The organism is Paenibacillus sp. LBL (assembly GCF_029893715.1).
In the GTDB taxonomy this organism is placed as follows: domain Bacteria; phylum Bacillota; class Bacilli; order Paenibacillales; family Paenibacillaceae; genus Paenibacillus_AQ; species Paenibacillus_AQ glucanolyticus.
This window is the reverse complement of sequence record NZ_JARXYU010000024.1, coordinates 57,788-74,259: the sequence shown is the minus strand read 5'-3', so window position 1 is coordinate 74,259 and position 16,472 is coordinate 57,788. Positions and strand designations below refer to the sequence as shown.

At 50.6% G+C, this 16,472-nt stretch carries 14 protein-coding genes; 7 read left to right on the top strand and 7 right to left on the bottom strand.

Features of this window, described 5'->3' with window-relative positions:
* The first annotated feature begins 281 nt into the window (after positions 1 to 281).
* Entirely contained in the window at positions 282 to 1,697 is a 1,416-nt protein-coding gene (locus M2277_RS29200; protein WP_280756251.1) for a hypothetical protein, read from the top strand.
* 47 nt (positions 1,698 to 1,744) lie between these two features.
* On the opposite strand, the gene M2277_RS29195 is transcribed toward M2277_RS29200, so the two are convergent.
* The 5 genes from M2277_RS29195 to M2277_RS29175 all read right to left on the bottom strand — a co-directional run bounded on the left by M2277_RS29195 (position 1,745) and on the right by M2277_RS29175 (position 9,256).
* Positions 1,745 to 2,947: a Ger(x)C family spore germination protein gene (locus M2277_RS29195; protein ID WP_063478122.1), complete on the bottom strand. Its 1,203-nt coding sequence runs from the start codon at positions 2,945 to 2,947 to the stop codon at positions 1,745 to 1,747.
* The gene (locus M2277_RS29190) at positions 2,944 to 4,035 is read right to left on the bottom strand and encodes a GerAB/ArcD/ProY family transporter (protein ID WP_280756250.1); all 1,092 of its coding nucleotides are present in this window, start codon (positions 4,033 to 4,035) and stop codon (positions 2,944 to 2,946) included. The genes M2277_RS29195 and M2277_RS29190 overlap by 4 nt, the downstream gene beginning before the upstream one ends.
* Positions 4,036 to 4,065: 30 nt before the next feature.
* The gene (locus tag M2277_RS29185; RefSeq protein WP_481857798.1) at positions 4,066 to 5,739 is read right to left on the bottom strand and encodes a spore germination protein; all 1,674 of its coding nucleotides are present in this window, start codon (positions 5,737 to 5,739) and stop codon (positions 4,066 to 4,068) included.
* Between the two features lie 193 nt (positions 5,740 to 5,932).
* Positions 5,933 to 8,125 (bottom strand): GH92 family glycosyl hydrolase, encoded by a 2,193-nt coding sequence (locus M2277_RS29180; protein WP_280756248.1) that lies wholly within the window; start codon positions 8,123 to 8,125, stop codon positions 5,933 to 5,935.
* 36 nt (positions 8,126 to 8,161) lie between these two features.
* Entirely contained in the window at positions 8,162 to 9,256 is a 1,095-nt protein-coding gene (locus M2277_RS29175; RefSeq protein ID WP_006207142.1) for a LacI family DNA-binding transcriptional regulator, read from the bottom strand.
* A 390-nt stretch (positions 9,257 to 9,646) separates the two neighbouring features.
* Here M2277_RS29175 and M2277_RS29170 point away from each other — a divergent pair, with 390 nt between their 5' ends.
* The 6 genes from M2277_RS29170 to M2277_RS29145 all read left to right on the top strand — a co-directional run bounded on the left by M2277_RS29170 (position 9,647) and on the right by M2277_RS29145 (position 14,813).
* Positions 9,647 to 11,236: an extracellular solute-binding protein gene (locus M2277_RS29170; protein WP_006207140.1), complete on the top strand. Its 1,590-nt coding sequence runs from the start codon at positions 9,647 to 9,649 to the stop codon at positions 11,234 to 11,236.
* Positions 11,237 to 11,306: 70 nt separating this feature from the next.
* Positions 11,307 to 12,242: an ABC transporter permease gene (locus tag M2277_RS29165; protein ID WP_006207139.1), complete on the top strand. Its 936-nt coding sequence runs from the start codon at positions 11,307 to 11,309 to the stop codon at positions 12,240 to 12,242.
* Positions 12,243 to 12,254: 12 nt separating this feature from the next.
* Positions 12,255 to 13,148: a carbohydrate ABC transporter permease gene (locus M2277_RS29160; protein WP_006207138.1), complete on the top strand. Its 894-nt coding sequence runs from the start codon at positions 12,255 to 12,257 to the stop codon at positions 13,146 to 13,148.
* A gap of 242 nt (positions 13,149 to 13,390) precedes the next feature.
* Positions 13,391 to 13,870, top strand: a complete 480-nt coding sequence (locus M2277_RS29155) for a MarR family winged helix-turn-helix transcriptional regulator (protein WP_006207137.1) — start codon at positions 13,391 to 13,393, stop codon at positions 13,868 to 13,870.
* Between the two features lie 270 nt (positions 13,871 to 14,140).
* On the top strand, positions 14,141 to 14,671 hold the full coding sequence (locus tag M2277_RS29150) for a cysteine hydrolase family protein (protein WP_280756247.1): 531 nt from the start codon (positions 14,141 to 14,143) through the stop codon (positions 14,669 to 14,671).
* Positions 14,649 to 14,813 carry a hypothetical protein gene (locus M2277_RS29145; protein WP_280756246.1) on the top strand — a complete coding sequence of 55 codons (165 nt, stop codon included), beginning with the start codon at positions 14,649 to 14,651 and terminating at the stop codon, positions 14,811 to 14,813. Before M2277_RS29150 ends, M2277_RS29145 begins: the two co-directional genes overlap by 23 nt.
* Positions 14,814 to 14,844: 31 nt before the next feature.
* On the opposite strand, the gene M2277_RS29140 is transcribed toward M2277_RS29145, so the two are convergent.
* Complete coding sequence (locus tag M2277_RS29140; protein ID WP_006207135.1) at positions 14,845 to 15,696, bottom strand: DMT family transporter; 852 nt, start codon at positions 15,694 to 15,696, stop codon at positions 14,845 to 14,847.
* Positions 15,696 to 16,469: a DeoR/GlpR family DNA-binding transcription regulator gene (locus tag M2277_RS29135; RefSeq protein WP_006207134.1), complete on the bottom strand. Its 774-nt coding sequence runs from the start codon at positions 16,467 to 16,469 to the stop codon at positions 15,696 to 15,698. Before M2277_RS29135 ends, M2277_RS29140 begins: the two co-directional genes overlap by 1 nt.
* Positions 16,470 to 16,472 lie beyond the last annotated feature (3 nt).

Here is a 16,472-nt window from a genome sequence, read left to right as displayed (position 1 = left end):
CAGCGGAAATTAAACAAACTGACGCCGGTAGAGTACCGACGCCAGTTTGCAGCTTAGGTGTTTTTCCAATGTCCACAAAATGGGGTCTTGACCATCATGGCGTGGGTCTTTTACTTACTCATAGTTTCACAGATTGCTCGCCAGCAACTGATGAAACAGGTCGCCAGTTTACCAAGTATATGAAATGCCAGAGTGAGTTAGTACGGGTTATGAACCCTTGCCCAGGCCCACGCATAAGATGTAGTCACAAACCTGCTGCCTGGGAAAGGGCGTGACTTCATATGGGAATTCAATTAACCGCGATGCACTGGGTTTACCTGGCGTTCATCGTCCTGATCATGACGCTGCTGATCCGGCGGCGCGATACAACGCTTATATGCGTGACCGGAATATTTGCGCTTGGCCTGCTGGCAACGGAAACGCTGAGCGGCTCGGTCTCCGGCGTGTTTAATTCCTTTATTTATGCTACGAAAGAGCTGATGGGTACAATCATGATCATATCGATCATTGTAGCGATGAGCAGGGTATTGATCAAGACCGGCATCAACGAAACGATGGTAGCCCCGCTAACCCGGTTCCTCCGTACCCCGGCCATGGCTTATTGGGGAATCGGCATCATCATGATGGTAACGTCCTTCTTCTTCTGGCCGTCACCGGCGGTTGCGTTAATCGGAGTTGTGCTGCTGCCTGTAGCCATTCGCGTGGGACTGCCCGCGCTTGGTGCTGCGGTAGCCATGAACCTGTTCGGTCACGGCATAGCGCTGTCGGGGGATTACATTATCCAGGGCGCGCCTAAATTGACTGCGGATGCCGCCGGTCTGCCGGTATCCAGCGTGATGGCAGCGAGCGTTCCGCTTGTCATTGTGATGGGAGTTGTAACAACGGTGACGGCATTCTGGATGATGCGAAGAGATCAGCGGAACGGCAGCTGGAGAGATGGATTGGTCACCATCAAGAGCACAGGAGAGACACTCGCCGCACGTTCTGAAGAGGATGACGCTGCTGCTCCTATTTCTCCTGGCATGAAGAGATGGCTGGCTATCGCCATTCTGCTGCTGTTTGCTGCCGACGTTGCGGCCATGTTCATCCTGAAGTTGCAGGGCGGGGATGCAACAGCCTTGGTCGGCGGAACCGCGGTCCTTATCTTAAGCATCATTACGCTGGTAGCACATCGCAACCGCGGACTAGAGAAGGTCACCTCGTATTTAATTGAGGGCTTCGTGTTTGGATTCAAAGTATTCGGACCCGTCATTCCGATAGCGGCATTCTTCTATCTCGGAGATGCGGCGTTTACCGATTTGTTTGGCAAAGTACTTCCGGAAGCTTCCCATGGGATCGTGAACGACCTGGGGGTTGCGCTTGCGAATGCGGTGCCGCTGAACGGCGCGGTGGGCGCAGTAACGTTGACCATCACCGGTGCAATTACGGGCCTGGACGGCTCGGGCTTCTCCGGCATATCGCTTGCCGGCTCGATCGCGCAATTGTTTGCAACAGCCATCGGATCAGGTGCAGCTACGCTGACCGCGCTTGGGCAGGTTGCCGCAATTTGGGTGGGAGGAGGCACACTTATACCGTGGGCACTGATTCCGGCCGCAGCCATTTGCGGCGTCAGTCCCTTTGAGCTCGCAAGGCGTAATTTAAAGCCAGTGCTGATCGGTCTTACCGTTACCACGGTTGTGGCCATGTTCCTGGTGTAAGTGGCAAACGACAGAAGGAAAAGCGCTGTCTCTTGAGGGGCAGCGCTTTATCTCATGGAAGAACCATAATTGGTAATGTTAATCTTCACATCATACGTTACGTTGGCCTTGCTAAAGGCCTCATCCCAGTTCTTCTCAACCTTTTTCCATAACCGGGGATGCTTGATTCGGAGCTGTTCTCCGAATCCTGCGACATCGACATGATAGGTCTCCTGCATTTTGTAGAGTACCTGCCGAATTTGTTCGCGGACCGTATCCTCAAAGTAGCCCTCCAGCTCATCCTGGTAAGACTCGGTTGCTGTATGCTGCGGACTGCTCCAGTCCTCGATCAGGGCTCCTCTGGATGCGACCTCGACATGGAATGAAATTTGATCCCCTCGAACGATGGGAGTGATCTTGCTCTTCGTTACTTTTGGTTCATAGGTTATCGTATCTTCGGTTCTCGGTTTATAGGTTTTCAAAGCGCCTGTTCTGACTTTGCCCGTAATCCAGGATAAGCCCTCCAGATCCGTTTGGTTTAGACTGCCGATCCACTTCTTGCTTGTTCCCTTGAAGATGCCTGCTCCGGAGAATTTGTGCTCGCCCTCGGCTGTAATGACATTCTGCAGCAGAAAGCTCGAACCGGATTGCATCATGCCATCGAGCTTGACCAGTGACATGGCAGGCAGAATCTTGTTGGATAATTGATGGTTATCAAACAGCCCGGTCAAATATAAGGCGGGAATTTCCCCAGGCTCCGATGAGCTCAAGGCTTCCACTGCACTTCCGTGGCTGATCAGGATGAGACAGCTGGGCCGGATGTCGTTATCCCGCATAATATAGTCCAGGAGCTGCTCGAGATTATATTTCTTTGCTAATTCGGTGGACAGGACAATGACCTTCAAGTGATGGCCAATCAAGGGGCGCTCTCGTCTTAGAGCAAATTGCCGAAGGATTTGAACGACGGAATCACCAGTCAAGCGCTCGTTCAGATAAGACTTGCCCCCTTGCGGTGATGATGAGTTCTGGTTCTTCTTTTGCCCGCTGGACGGGGGGGTGATTTGAACGGTGATGGTCATGTTCTTTTTTTTCGGATAATGCCCTCCCTGCTCATTGACCTGCTTCTCAAACTTGGACTCTTGGGCAACGTCCATTCCAAGGCCTACATATAGATTTAATTCCTCGATCTCATCGTTGCTCCAACACCCCGTCGTCGTAAGCAGTATGACGCATGTGAGCACGATTCTCAGAGTACGTGCAGACGGATTCAATTGGTAGTCTCCCCTTTGCGGCGAATCTTGCTGATGATCAGCAGGAAAAATGGAAGGGTGCCAAATAAATAAACCGACACATTGCCCACAATCTGCCCCAGCTTGAATAACTCCGAGATATTTTTCGGGATGACGGCAATTAAGAAAATAACCGGCAGCATCATGAACAGAAAGGGGCGGATGTTCTTCTTGAATAGCTGTGACCAGCCGAGTGATGCGGCATAATGCGTTATGGTAAAGGTCGAGAAAATCTGCATAATCCAGATGACAAGCAGCAGGGATTCGAACCGTTCAAAGATCAGGCCTTGAATTTCGAAGCTTCGGATTAAATCCAGACTGGGCCAGGTGGCAACCTTCACGCCGCCGAGGGACAGACCACCGATGGTCATGACTAGCGCAACCAGGTAGACAAACGTAGGGACGATCGTCCCCCAAGTAACGGCCTTCATTCCTTTTTGGGGAGAGCTCATAAATGCCATAATGATGAGCATGATCTCAAAGCCGGCAAATGCGAGCGTCGTCGATTTCATTCCCTGAAGCACGGGCATTACGCCGGAACCCAGTACGGGGCGCAGATTGTTGATCTCGAATAACCCGCTGCTGAGCGAGAACGTAATGATGGAGATGACCAGAGTGATGGGCAGAATAATCTCGAAGAGCCTGGCTATGCTGCCGATCCCACCTGTAGTCAGGTAGAGGCCAACCCACATAAAGGTCATCACGATCGCCCACATGGGTGTTCCCTCTAACAGGAACATCCCCGTGACTTCTGCCATGACTCTGAGCTCAAAAGCCGAGATGGTAAGTAAGTAGCCGATGGTGATCAGGCTGATCAGAAATGCAATTGCTTTGCCAGTAATTTGAGGCACGAATTGAAACCAGGTCTGACCGGGAAATCTCCGGCAAAGCTTCACGATAACGAATCCGGCCAGAAGAATCAGCAGGCTTGAGAGAAGGACCGAGATCCATACGTCAGGTGAATTGCTTGCTGTGACGGCCGTTCTCGGCAATGTCAAAATACCTGCACCCAGCATGTAGTTAATAATGATGACTGCAGCCTGTGCAGTCGTAATTTGATCACTCTTCATCGGTGTCACCTCCGCCATATTCTTCAACATTTACTTTTTTCGATCCGAGTCCTTGGTCTTGATCATTTGAGGGCGCTCCTTCATGACTTGCAGCGGCAAACGGATGAGTAAATCCTTCCAGTCACTGAATCGGTAAGGCACCAAGGGGCTTGCATACGGGACACCGAAGGATCTCAGCTTGACGATATGGCTGCAGAGGAATAGAAAGAACATGACAACACCGAACAATCCAAGGAAGGCAGCGCAGAACATGCCGATGAATCGAAGGAACCGGAGGCTGATGCCTGCACTGTAACTCGGAATGGTGAACGAAGAGATAGCCGTAACGGCAACAACAATAACCAGAAACGGGCTGACAATCCCTGCATTTACGGCGGCGTCGCCAATAATAAGACCACCAACGATACCCATCGCGGGGCCAATTGGCTTGGGCAAGCGAATACCGGCTTCTCTTAAGATCTCAATGGCAATTTCCATAATGAGTACTTCGAGCAAGGAGGGAAAGGGGACTCCCTGTCTGGTCTCGATTATTGAGAGGGCTAGCCGTGTCGGAATTAGACCGGGGTGGAACGAGATAAAGGATACGTACAGTGCCGGAGCGAGAAGTGCCAGCATGGCTGCCAGCATGCGAAGCAAACGGACGAAGGACCCGGATATCCAGCGTTCGTAATAATCCTCAGGTGACTGCAGCAGCATACTGAAGGTAACGGGGACAATCAGAGCAAAAGGGGTCCCGTCCAGCAGGATGGCGACACGCCCCTCAAGTAAAGCACCGATCACCCGGTCCGGTCTTTCGGTATTGTGCACTTGTTGGAAGGGGCTCAGGATGTTGTCCTCAATCAACTGCTCCACGTACCCGGATTCCAGAGGGTCATCGATATCCATTCGCTGGATTCGCTGCGTGACTTCCTGGACAAGCCCATCATCGGCGATGTCCTTCATATACGCGATGACGAGGTCTTTCTTCACGCGGGTTCCGACTTGATGCCGGGTAATCGAGAGGCTTTCGTTTTTTCCGTGAAGCCTGAGCAGTCCCGTGTTGTCCGCCAGCCTTTCTGTAAAACCCACACGCGGTCCCCGAAGCAGAGCTTCGGATAGCGGCTCCTCCAGACTGCGGCTTTTGCCTCCTGCCGAGAAGAGAAGGAAGGCGCCCTCCATCCCCTCCACCAGCAAACCGGTTGTACCAATCAAGACGGATTGAACAAGATCCCCGAGAGTCTGGGTCTCCGCGATATCCGTGACAGGCAACAGTCGCGTCTTCAGATAGCTGTTGATGGAGTGGCTGGATTGGGCGAAGCCGTCTGCTTCAGACTCAGGCACACCACTCAGCATTAACGGCGTAATGAGATGGGTGTCGATGATATCGTTGTCGCATAAACCATCGATTGTCAGTACGGCAACACGGGTTTGCGTCCCCTTGATCGTGAATTCTCGGATCTTCACATCGGCGTTGCGACTGGTATGTTCGCGAATGAGCGTGATTTCGGCAGCGTATTGACCCGTTAGTTTAAATGCTGTATGCGTGGAATCCTTCCCGCTTTTCTTCTCCATTTCGACAGCGGAACGCATGTCGCTGCGTGCGGAATGACGCCCGTTCAGGGCTTTCCTGAGCCAGCGCGTAAGCTTAAGCAGCAGGAGCGGGATGATAAGAAGCAATAGGGCTTGAACAAGAATGATCCAGCTGGGAATATGTTGGAGAACCATTGACAACAAACCAATCACCCCTGCGTTGTTTAAAATGAATGCAAGGGTATTGTTGCCCTATAGGCTGTTAATAATTCCTTTATTTTCATCCGGTGCTACTTCGGACCAACAAAAAAAGGGACGTCCCCCGGAACCGTGATATGGCCCGGTTGGATGTCCCTTGGATCAATCTATATAAATATCAATGTGGTCTTTACTTCTTCGATATCGAGAACGGCAGTTCTTCTGCCTCATAAGAACGGTAGCTTGGTGCGAGTCCGAGACGGAAACTTAGGGATTTGCCTTCCAGAATATCGTCATGCGTAATGTACAGCTTGGTATAATCCTGCCCCTCCAGTTGGACATTCGCAACGAAATTGGACTGCGGGTTATTGTTGTCGGTATAAATGTGCATCTGCTTGCCATTCGGCAGCTCAATCGTTACGCTGTCAAACAGCGGAATACCGAGCACATACTCATTGCTGCCCGGGCATACCGGATAGAAGCCCATGGAGCTGAACACGTACCAGCCTGACATGCTTCCGTTGTCCTCGTCGCCCGGGAATCCGTTAAAGCCGCTGTTGAACAGGTTGGTCATCAGCTGTTTAATGACAACCTGGGATGAGGCAGGCTGCCCCACATAGCTGAACAGATAAGGAATATGGAAGCTTGGCTGATTGGATATTGCCAACTGGCCATAGTCGATGGCAGCCATCTCACTCATCTCATGAATTTCAAAGCCATAGCCCCGCACGTCGAAGTCGGGCGCTTTATTGCACAATTCGGTTATTTTGTCGAAAAAACGTTCCTTCGAACCGTACGCCTCAATCAAACCCTGGAAATCCTGGAATACGGCAAAGCTGGTCTGCCAGGCGCTTCCCTCAGCATAATCGAGTCCCCAACTCGTGTCGTTAAAATCTGGACGGAACTGGCCGTTCTGATCCTTGGCCCGCATAAATCCGGTCTCTGCATCAAAGATATTGCGGTAATTGAGCGCGCTTTGTCTGTAATGATCCGCCATATCCGGTTTCCCCAGCACATCGGCTACGCGGCTGATGCAGTAGTCGCTGTAGGCGTAATCCAGCGTGTGGTTGACACTCTCATGATAGCTGCTCGGAACATAGCCGTGCTTGATGTAATCGAGCGTTCCTTGACGACCATAACAGTTCTTCTCGCTTTGCGTGGTGGCTGCAGTCAGCATCGCCGCAAGCAGCTCTGGCATCAGGTCGTGGGCAATGCCCTTGGCGGCAGCATCGGCAATAACGGCGTCAATAAGCGTACCCGGCATCAGTCCGCGCTCATCAGGCGACAGCCATTTCGGCAGGAAGCCGGTTTCGCGGTAGGAGTTCAGGTAGCCCTCCAGCATTTCCTCATATTCCTTCGGCGCGATGATGGAGTACAGCGGATATACGGTTTTGTAGGTATCCCAGAATCCGTTATTGGTATACAGAATTCCTTTCTTGACGGCTCTGGCAGTTGTATCATAGTGGACCGGCTCCATGTTGGCATCCAGCTCATAGAACTTCTGCGGAAACAGGAACATACGGTACAAGCAGGTATAGAAGGTTCGCAAGTACTCCTCATTGGTATGGGTAACCTGGATTTTGTTCAAGTAATGGTTCCAGGCCTGCGCAGCCGCCTCCTGCCGATCTTCGAAGGATGCATCCAGCTCGCGTGTAAGGTTAAGCTCCGCTTGCTCCATGCTGATAAAGGATGTGGCCAGCTTCACATCGAGGGTATCTCGCTCACATTCTATGAAACGCAGGACAGCATGCTGATTGACGCCGCTAAAATCTGCCTCACGGGAGAATTGGCCCTCGGCATCGTATTGGCCCGTCGCCCCGAGGTCGATGTCCTTGCTGAAACTCATGGCTACGTACATCCGGAACCCATCATCGTGGCAGCCCGAGAAGTTGCTGATATAGCCGGTGATTCTGCGACGGGCAGCATCAAGCTTGAACTCGCTTTGGCCCTTCGCGTTCAGCACGAAGCCGGCCTGCTGTCCGGAATGGTACTTCATGCGCATCGCCGCTCCGTAGCAGCTGGGAACCAGCTCGGTTGTGATGTTATAGCGCTGCTGCTTCACCTTCACGTAATGCGGTTTGAATGTCGCTTCTTCCGGGCGGTAGGAACTTTGACAGGTGAAGACGGACCCTCTGATTTTGTCATCCGCAATCGGGGTCATCAGGAAGTGGGCGAAGTCGCCCATCCACGGGCTTGGCTGGTGGGTCAGTCGGATGCCTTGGAACACGCGGTCATTGGGGTTGAAGAACCAGCTTCCCTCATTGTGGGTCTGTACGACATAATGATTCATGCCAAAAGGCACACCGGTGTAAGGAAGCGTATTCCCGTTGGAATAGGCATGTTGGTTGTTGGAGCCTTGTCGAGTATCGATATAGTGCAGCATGCAAAAGTCTCCTTTGGTTTTCAGAAATGAAGTGTCTTACAGTTTCTTTACGGTCTGGCGCTCGATGAGCTGAACCGGAACCACAACATGCTCAAGCGGTTGATCCTTGGGGCTCTCGATCAGTGTGATCAGGCTTTGCGCGGCCTGATATCCCATCCGTCCAAAATCCTGGGATATGGTCGTCAGCTTGGGTTCAACGAAGCCAGCAAGATGAATGTTATCAAAACCGACAACGGAGAAGTCATCCGGTACGGAGAGGCCCAGCTCTTTGGCGATTTGAATAATCTCGATCGCAATCAGGTCATTCTCGGCAACGATGCCCGTAATCCCTTGTGCCATAACGGATTGAATAAACTGGATATAATATTCCCTGCCATTATCGTTGTCATGGGTCAAATAACGGTCAGTTAAATCGCTCACGCTGTAATCGATCAGGCTGTGATCATACAGAGCCTTCAGGTAACCGAAATATCGCTCTCGAATGGAAGAGGAATTCTCTACCTTCAAGGAGGAGATAAAAGCGATTTTCTTATGGTTATTCTCAATCAGATGCTTGGATGCCTGATACCCGCCATCAAAGTTATCCGAGACAACCGACAGGAACGGAATACCCTCAATGCATTTATCCATCGTCACGAGCGGGTACTTCGCCAGGTGGTATTGGTACAGAATGCCAAGATCCGAAATGCTGCTTACCGGATAGAAGATTAATCCTGAATTCGTACTTTGAAGTGCGGACTCCAGCAGCTTCCGTTGACTGACAATCGTATTGGACTGAATGTTCAGGGTATAGTCGGTTGTTGCAAGATATTCGTTAATGCCCTTTTCATAATCACCAAGTCCCGGGTTATGCGAGAACGGAAGGATCAGCAATATCTCCTTGCTGGTCCTGCTCACAGGACGGTGCGGAGCCTTGGCGGCATTCACGAAGCTTCCCTTCCCCTGAACCCGATGGATCAGCTTGGCATTCTCCAGCTCGGTCAGTGCCCTCTTCGACGTGATTCGGCTTACGTTGTATTCCTTCGAAATTTCAGCTTCGGTCGGAAGCTGGTCTCCAGCCTGAAGCTCTCCGGATTCTATCCTGGCGGTAAGCGCATTTACGATATGTTGATATAGTGGAATTTGTTCCATAGCGGATCTCCTCGCTAAATTTGATATATCATTTCGCGGCGTATATGTCAAAGTCTAATGATGTTTTTAATGTGAAAATACAGTGGTTATGTTGAATATACGAAAGACAAGAGACATAGGCAATCCCATTTTTTATGTGAGTAGTCCAACCCTTGTCTGTTGTGCATATAGGCAGGGAGTAGGGCTCTTGCCGGCTTTAGTTTCCATTGCCAACGTTCAAACGAAAATCATGAACTTCTAGTTTCATAGTATAGTTCCCTACGTTATATTTCAAGATTAAACGCTTCCAACCCCAATAAATAGAAATGTAAGCGCTAGACAAATAAATTGGTATATCTTATAATCGGATTTATGAATTAATTGATATATCAAATAATGGGGGTTGATGGAGTGTTTCGCGCTAAAAAAGGGAAGGTTGTCATGTCGTTGTTGCTGGCATCTGCTCTGCTTGTTACGGCTTGCGGAGGAAAGTCCGGGGAAGCACAGGATCCGAAAGGTAATGCATCTGCCGATACAAAAGAAATTTCGCTTTTACGGCCAAGCTGGAACAATTTACGGCCTGCATCCAGCGAGCTGTGGATGTGGCAGGAATATGAGAAGATGTCCGGGATCAAGGTGAAATGGGAAGAGCTCACCGATATCGGGGAGAAGAAGAACGTGATTTTGACGAGAGGCGATCTGCCGGATGCGTTCTATCAAGTCGACTGGAGCAACGGAGAATTGCTGAAGTATGGTCAGCAAGGCCTGTTCTTGCCACTGGAAGAGCTCATTAAAGAGCATGCGCCGAATCTGCAAAAATATCTCGAAGAGAATGAAGATGTAAGAAAAGGCTTGACCAGCGCAGACGGTCACATTTATGCAACCCCTTACATCGATCCATACCCGGAGGGTAACCGGACGATCCGCTTGTGGATCAACAAGAAATGGCTGGACAACCTTGGCATGGAGGTTCCCAAAACAACGGCCGAGCTGGAGGAAGCCTTGATGGCATTTGTGACCAAGGACCCGAACGGCAATGGCGTGAACGATGAGCAGGGCTGGTATATGCCAAGCGGCTCGCTCGGCTGGACGTTCGAACAGATGATGATGGGTTCCTTCGGCATCGGCAACGGTGGACGGAAGGCGCTCGGAAACTTTATTTATGTCGATGACAACGACGAGATTCAACTGACGATTACAGCCGATGGATACAAGGAGCTCTTGAAGTATGAGAACCGGATGTACAAGAATGGCGCGATCAACAAACAGGCCTTCAGCGGCGTGGACTACGATAAGTGGACGGCGGACGCTGCCAAGGACACTGTCGGCGCATGGAACTGGGCGGCCATCGATTATATCGGGGAGAGCGTAAAGGATGATTTTGTAGCCATCAACGTGCTTGCAGGTCCTGACGGAGATACCGCATCGTTGACCGATTCCCAGGTTGCGGGGGCTTCCAGTTTGGTTGTAACGAAGGATGCGAAGGACCCGGGCGCGATCCTGAAATGGGTTGACTACTTCTACAGTGAGGAAGGCAGCGTGTTCGGTTACCTGGGCAAGGAAGGCGTAACTTACAATGTGGAAGACGGCAAGAAAGTCTATATCGATGAAATCTTGAACTATAAAGACGGCATCGGACTGGGCGCGTTCCAATACGTAGATAACGTATATGGCGGTTACTTCCCGTACATCGAGCTCTCCCCTGAGGTTAGAGCTGCTGCGGGCCGCAAAGAGGCGCCTGTATACACGGATCTGACGGAAGAGACCCTGCCAAGCGTTATGCTGCCGGATCTGCCGGCAACGATCCAGGAAGCGAATGAATCTTCCTCCATCATTGCAGACGTCGGCAACTATGTTGGGCAGATGCGCGTGGAGTTTGTAACGGGTACCAAGGATATCGACAAAGAGTGGGATAACTATATTGCCCAGCTGAAGAAGATGGGCTCGGATAAATATCTGGAAATCAAGCAAACGCAATACAAACGTTATAAAGAGAGCTAAAAGGACCGTTTGTTGGGGAGATTCTTCTTGAATCTCCCCAAATTTTAAATTCTAAGGAGAGGGGAAAACCATGGAATCTTCACTTCACAAGAAGCCGTTCCTTAAACCGAAACGCAAATCCATTTTGAAGCAAAAGTGGCTGTACTTCATGATGCTGCTGCCGCTGACCTCCTTAATCATATGGAATTATATCCCGATGTACGGGATTATCATCTCGTTTAAAGATTACTCTCCCGCATTTGGCATTATGGACAGCCCCTGGGTGGGATTTGCCCACTTCGAACGGTTCTTTAACGCCTTTTACTTCTGGGATGTCATCATTAACACGCTAAGAATCAGTCTGTACAGCCTCCTGGTCGGAATTCCGCTTCCCATCATTCTGGCGCTCATGTTCAATGAGCTGCGCCGCAAGAAGTACAAATCGCTTGCACAGACCATCTCCTACATTCCGAATTTCATTTCGATTGTTATCGTTGTCGGCATGGTTACGTTCTTCACGTCCCCGGTCGACGGTGTGATCAATACGGTCATTCAATATTTCGGCGGTACGCCGATTGATTTTGTCGGCAGTGCGAAGCTGTTCCCGCATGTCTTTGTCTGGTCGGGCATTTGGCAGACCGTGGGCTGGGGAACTCTGATCTATACTGCCGCCATGTCCGGCATTCCGCAGGATCAATATGAAGCGGCTTACCTGGAAGGCGCCACGCGTTTGCAGTGCATCCGGTACATCACCATTCCGGCGATCATGCCAACCATTGTGATCTGCGCCATTTTGGCCACGGGGTCGGTTATGTCAGTCGGGTTCGAAAAGGTGCTGCTCATGCAGAACGATGCAAACCTTGCAACGTCGGAGGTGCTGTCAACATACATGTACAAGTCAGGTATATTGAACGCGGAATACAGCTTCTCGGCTGCCGTAGGCCTGTTTAACAACCTGATCAACTTCATCGTCCTGTATCTGGTGAATAAATTCGCGCAGAAATTCAGTGAGACCAGCCTGTGGTAAGGAGGGGCAACCATGCAGTTTCATCTATCTAGAGAAGATAAAATTTTTAACTGGATCAACATTGTAGTCGTAGGGATCGTCACTTTGCTTATTCTATATCCGTTGTTATTCGTTGTGTTTGCTTCACTCAGCGATCCCCGCCAGATCTTCGACAGTGCTCTGCTGCTGTGGCCCAAGGGATTTACGCTGGAAGGATATAAACGGGTGTTCGATAATCCGGATATATGGATGGGCTTCAAAAATGCCGTGATTTACACGGTCCTTGGAACAGCCGTGAACGTCATCATGACCACCTTGGCGGCCTATCCGTTATCCCGGAGGGATTTCCGGGGCCGGAACGTCATTACCATTCTGTTCACATTCACAATGTTCTTCTCCGGCGGGTTGATTCCGACGTATTTGGTGAACCAGCATCTGGGGATCATCAATACGATGTGGGTCATGATTCTGCCGGGAGCCGTTAGCGTATACAACATGATTATTATGCGTACTTACTTCCAGCAGAACATTCCGCTTGAACTGGAGGAGAGCGCGTTTATTGACGGAGCTACGGACATGCAGCTGCTGCTCAAGGTGGTTCTTCCATTATCGACTCCGATCATCGCCGTGATGATGATGTTCTACGGAGTAGGCAGATGGAACGGTTATTTTGACGCGATGATTTATTTGTCAGACCGCGAACTGTTCCCGCTGCAGCTGATCCTTAGGGAAATCCTGGTGCAGAACCAGATGGGGGATGCAGCGAACCAGGCGATGATGAACAGCAACCAGAGCGAGGTCAACCTGATCAAACAGTCGATTAAATATGCGGTTGTGGTGGTGTCGAGCATTCCGGTGCTGGTCTTCTATCCGATTGTGTCCAAGTATTTTGAGAAGGGCATCATGGTTGGGGCGATCAAAGGATAATCTTCAACATATGCTTCTCCGCAGCAGTCTCTATCGTTTGTCGCCGAATTCATCGGGTAGGCCAAAACCGTCCCGGGATCCGGCGACAACGCGGTTAGGGATGCAGCTGGATTGATATGATTCTGTAACGACGGGGAAAGTGGGTTTACAGTTCGTTCCGAAGCGCTCGGAGGTTGATTTGACAGCTTTTCACTTAAGTGATAAATTGACAGAGATTGGGATCGAGGAGGTGAATGGAGCAAATGAAGCAATTAGGGTTTAGTCAAGAGAACCGGCTGGCGATGCTGTCCTGGATTCGGATCACCCGTTTTCAACAGGTCGGCAATCAAATCTCGAATGAATTCCTGCAGCCCTTCTGCATTACCGTTGCCCAATTCGACGTGCTGATTCAGGTCATGGTACATCAGCCTTTATCGCAGCAGGAGTTGGCTGAATACCTTTCCATCAGCGGGGGCGGCGTTTCCCACATGGTGAAGCGGCTGGAGAAGCTGGGGCTGATTGTCCGCAAGCAGGATTGGAAAGTGAAGTATATCTCCCTTACGGAGAAGGGACAAGCCCTGCTGGAAGAGATTATCCCGTTGCTGTCGGATTTCCAAACCTCCATGTTTGATATTCTGGATGAACAAGAATTACAGCAGCTGTACAAAACCATGAGAAAGCTTCATCAACATAACCTGAAGAATAAGGCAGCGCAACCGGAGTTCAAAGCCGAGGAGGAATAGCCCCGAGGTTATCCCGGGTGCCTCCATTCCATTAACTGAACAATAATTGTTGTATCCATGCAGTGTCAAGAATGCTGTGGCGGCGGTGAATCGGCTGCAGGCTTGATTGCCGGGAAGTAGACGGGGGGTCCTCTCATAGGGGATTCCTTTTTTAATGTTGTTGAGGTACAGCTTTTTTAGGGTTGTGCCCTAGATTTCTATGTACTTCGCAAGAACATTTGTTCTATAATTGGGGGTGAATAAATCGAATCGTACAGGAGGTTGTTTCTTTTGAAGAAGAGTGCGCTATTGGTCATTGATGTACAGAATGAGATGTTTCATGTGAATGATCCGGTGTATGAAGGGGAGCGATTGCTCTACAATCTCAAGCAGCTCATTGCAAAAGCCAGAAACGGCGGCGTTCCTGTTTTTTACATACAGCATAATGACGAGGGTCTGGTCAAGGGGTCCGACGCGTGGAGAATTAATCCCGAAATAGCGCCCGCGATGTCGGATGTCATCATTCAGAAGACCAGACCGGATTCATTCTATAACACAACGCTTGAAGAAGAACTGAAACGGCAGGATATTGAACATGTGATTCTGGCGGGGATGCAGAGTGAGTTATGCGTAGATACCACGTGCAGGAGAGCGTCCAGTATGGGCTACGCGGTTACCTTGGTGTCGGATGCTCACAGCACCTGGAGTAGTGCGGCGTTAACAGCTCAGCAGATCATAGATCACGAGAATGCTACCCTCAGATGGTTTGCGAGCATCAAGACAACGGAGGAAGTTATCTTTGCGGAAGAAGCCGGCGTATAATCGCCGGCTTTTTTTTGAGGTTCTGGAGCGTTGTAAGAATACGCTCCTGCTTGGAGCAGGGCGTGAAGCTGCGGCGCATTTTGATAGAGCAAATCAGATTCTGACAAGCGAGAACGGCAGAGCGAGAATCATGCAGAGTTAACACTTTACCAAGATGCAAGCAATCACGATGGTTAACCCCACAGCGCGATGGCGATGATGCCAAACGTGATGAGCATGGACGTGAGGATTCGTCGCCAGCCTTGCTGCTCACGCAGAACGAGGATGCCCAGTATGGTGCCGAATACCGTGCTGATTTCACGAACCGGAGCGATATGTGCAAGCGGGGTAAGCCGCATGGCGAACAGAAACAATAAGTAAGACCCGGGTGCAAGGACGGAGCCAAGCAGGATCGTCCGCCAGTTCACCGACCATTCCTGCTTCAACTGTCCAGCCAGCATAACCGGAATGATCAGTGCGATGAAATAACTGATATTGGATAGCTGGATCAGCGTAACGGGGGAAACCCCCGCATCCAGAATGGCTTTGTCGGTAAGGGTGTATCCCGAAATACAGAGCCCGACCAGGCAGGCGTAGATCAATGCTTTGGGATTCACGCCCGATGGGCCTCTGAACCTCAGACCGGATAAAGCAAATAACGAAAAAGTAATGATACCAAGCCCCATATACCCCAATGGTTTTAACTGTTCATGAAATAACACAAGGCTGCACAGCGAGGTCAACATGGCGCCGAGCCCCCGCATGAACGGATATACCTGAGACATATCGCCATGGGTATACGCTTTGGAGAGCAGCGTAATATAGCAGCCCTGGATTGTCATCGACAGAAGCATCAGGCCGTATATGTGCGGGCTCAGCTGGAGCTTAGACATCTCGATGAGAAAATAAGGCATCAGGAAGATTAAAGTGACCGAGTGGATGCACCACAGAAATACCGATTTATGAATGCTCCGCTTCGTGAACAGATTCCAAAGCGCATGCGTCAGCCCGGATGACAGTACCAGCAGCAGGGATAGCAATTCCATCAGAGATGTCCGATGAGCACTTCAATGCCGCGTGCGGACAGATTGTCCACCCACTCCTGTGAGCAGCCCCGATCCGTAATGACCATGGAGATATCCTCCAGCTTGGCAAGCTTGGCGAATGTGGTGACCCCCAGCTTCGAATGATCCGCGAGAACGATGCCTTCCTCGGCACGCTCCAGCATTTTTCGCGAAATATAGGCTTCGTCCAGATCATAATCGGTAATCCCGTCGGTTAACGAAATGCCGCCGACAGAGATAAACGCTTTATTCACTTTGAACTGCTCCAGCAGCATCTCGGTGAGAGGGCCTGTTGCCGCTTGTTTGGTGCGGTCCATATCACCGCCGATATAAATAATTTTCCCCTGGAAAATTTCCATCGCCAGATTGAGCACAGGCAGCGAGTGGGTGATGACCGTGATATGAGACCGGTCCTTGAGATAACGCATCACCTCAATCGTGGTTGTTCCGTTGTCCAGCAAAATCGTTTCGCCATCCTTGACCAGGGATGCGGCAAGTTGGCCGATAGCGGCCTTCTCTTCAGTCCAAGTCTGGGAACGGCTGGTAAAGGATGGTTCAATATGCTCGGCGCGCGATTTGACGGCACCGCCGTAAACTTTGCGAAGTTTGCCTTCCTTCTCTAAACGGTCCAGATCCCGCCGGATGGTTTCGGCAGATACCTCCAACTGTTCGGCGAGAATGTGGACCTTTACCTTGCCTTCAAGTTCTAATTGATGCAAAATTTTCTCCCTGCGATCTTCATAAGTAACGGACATCTA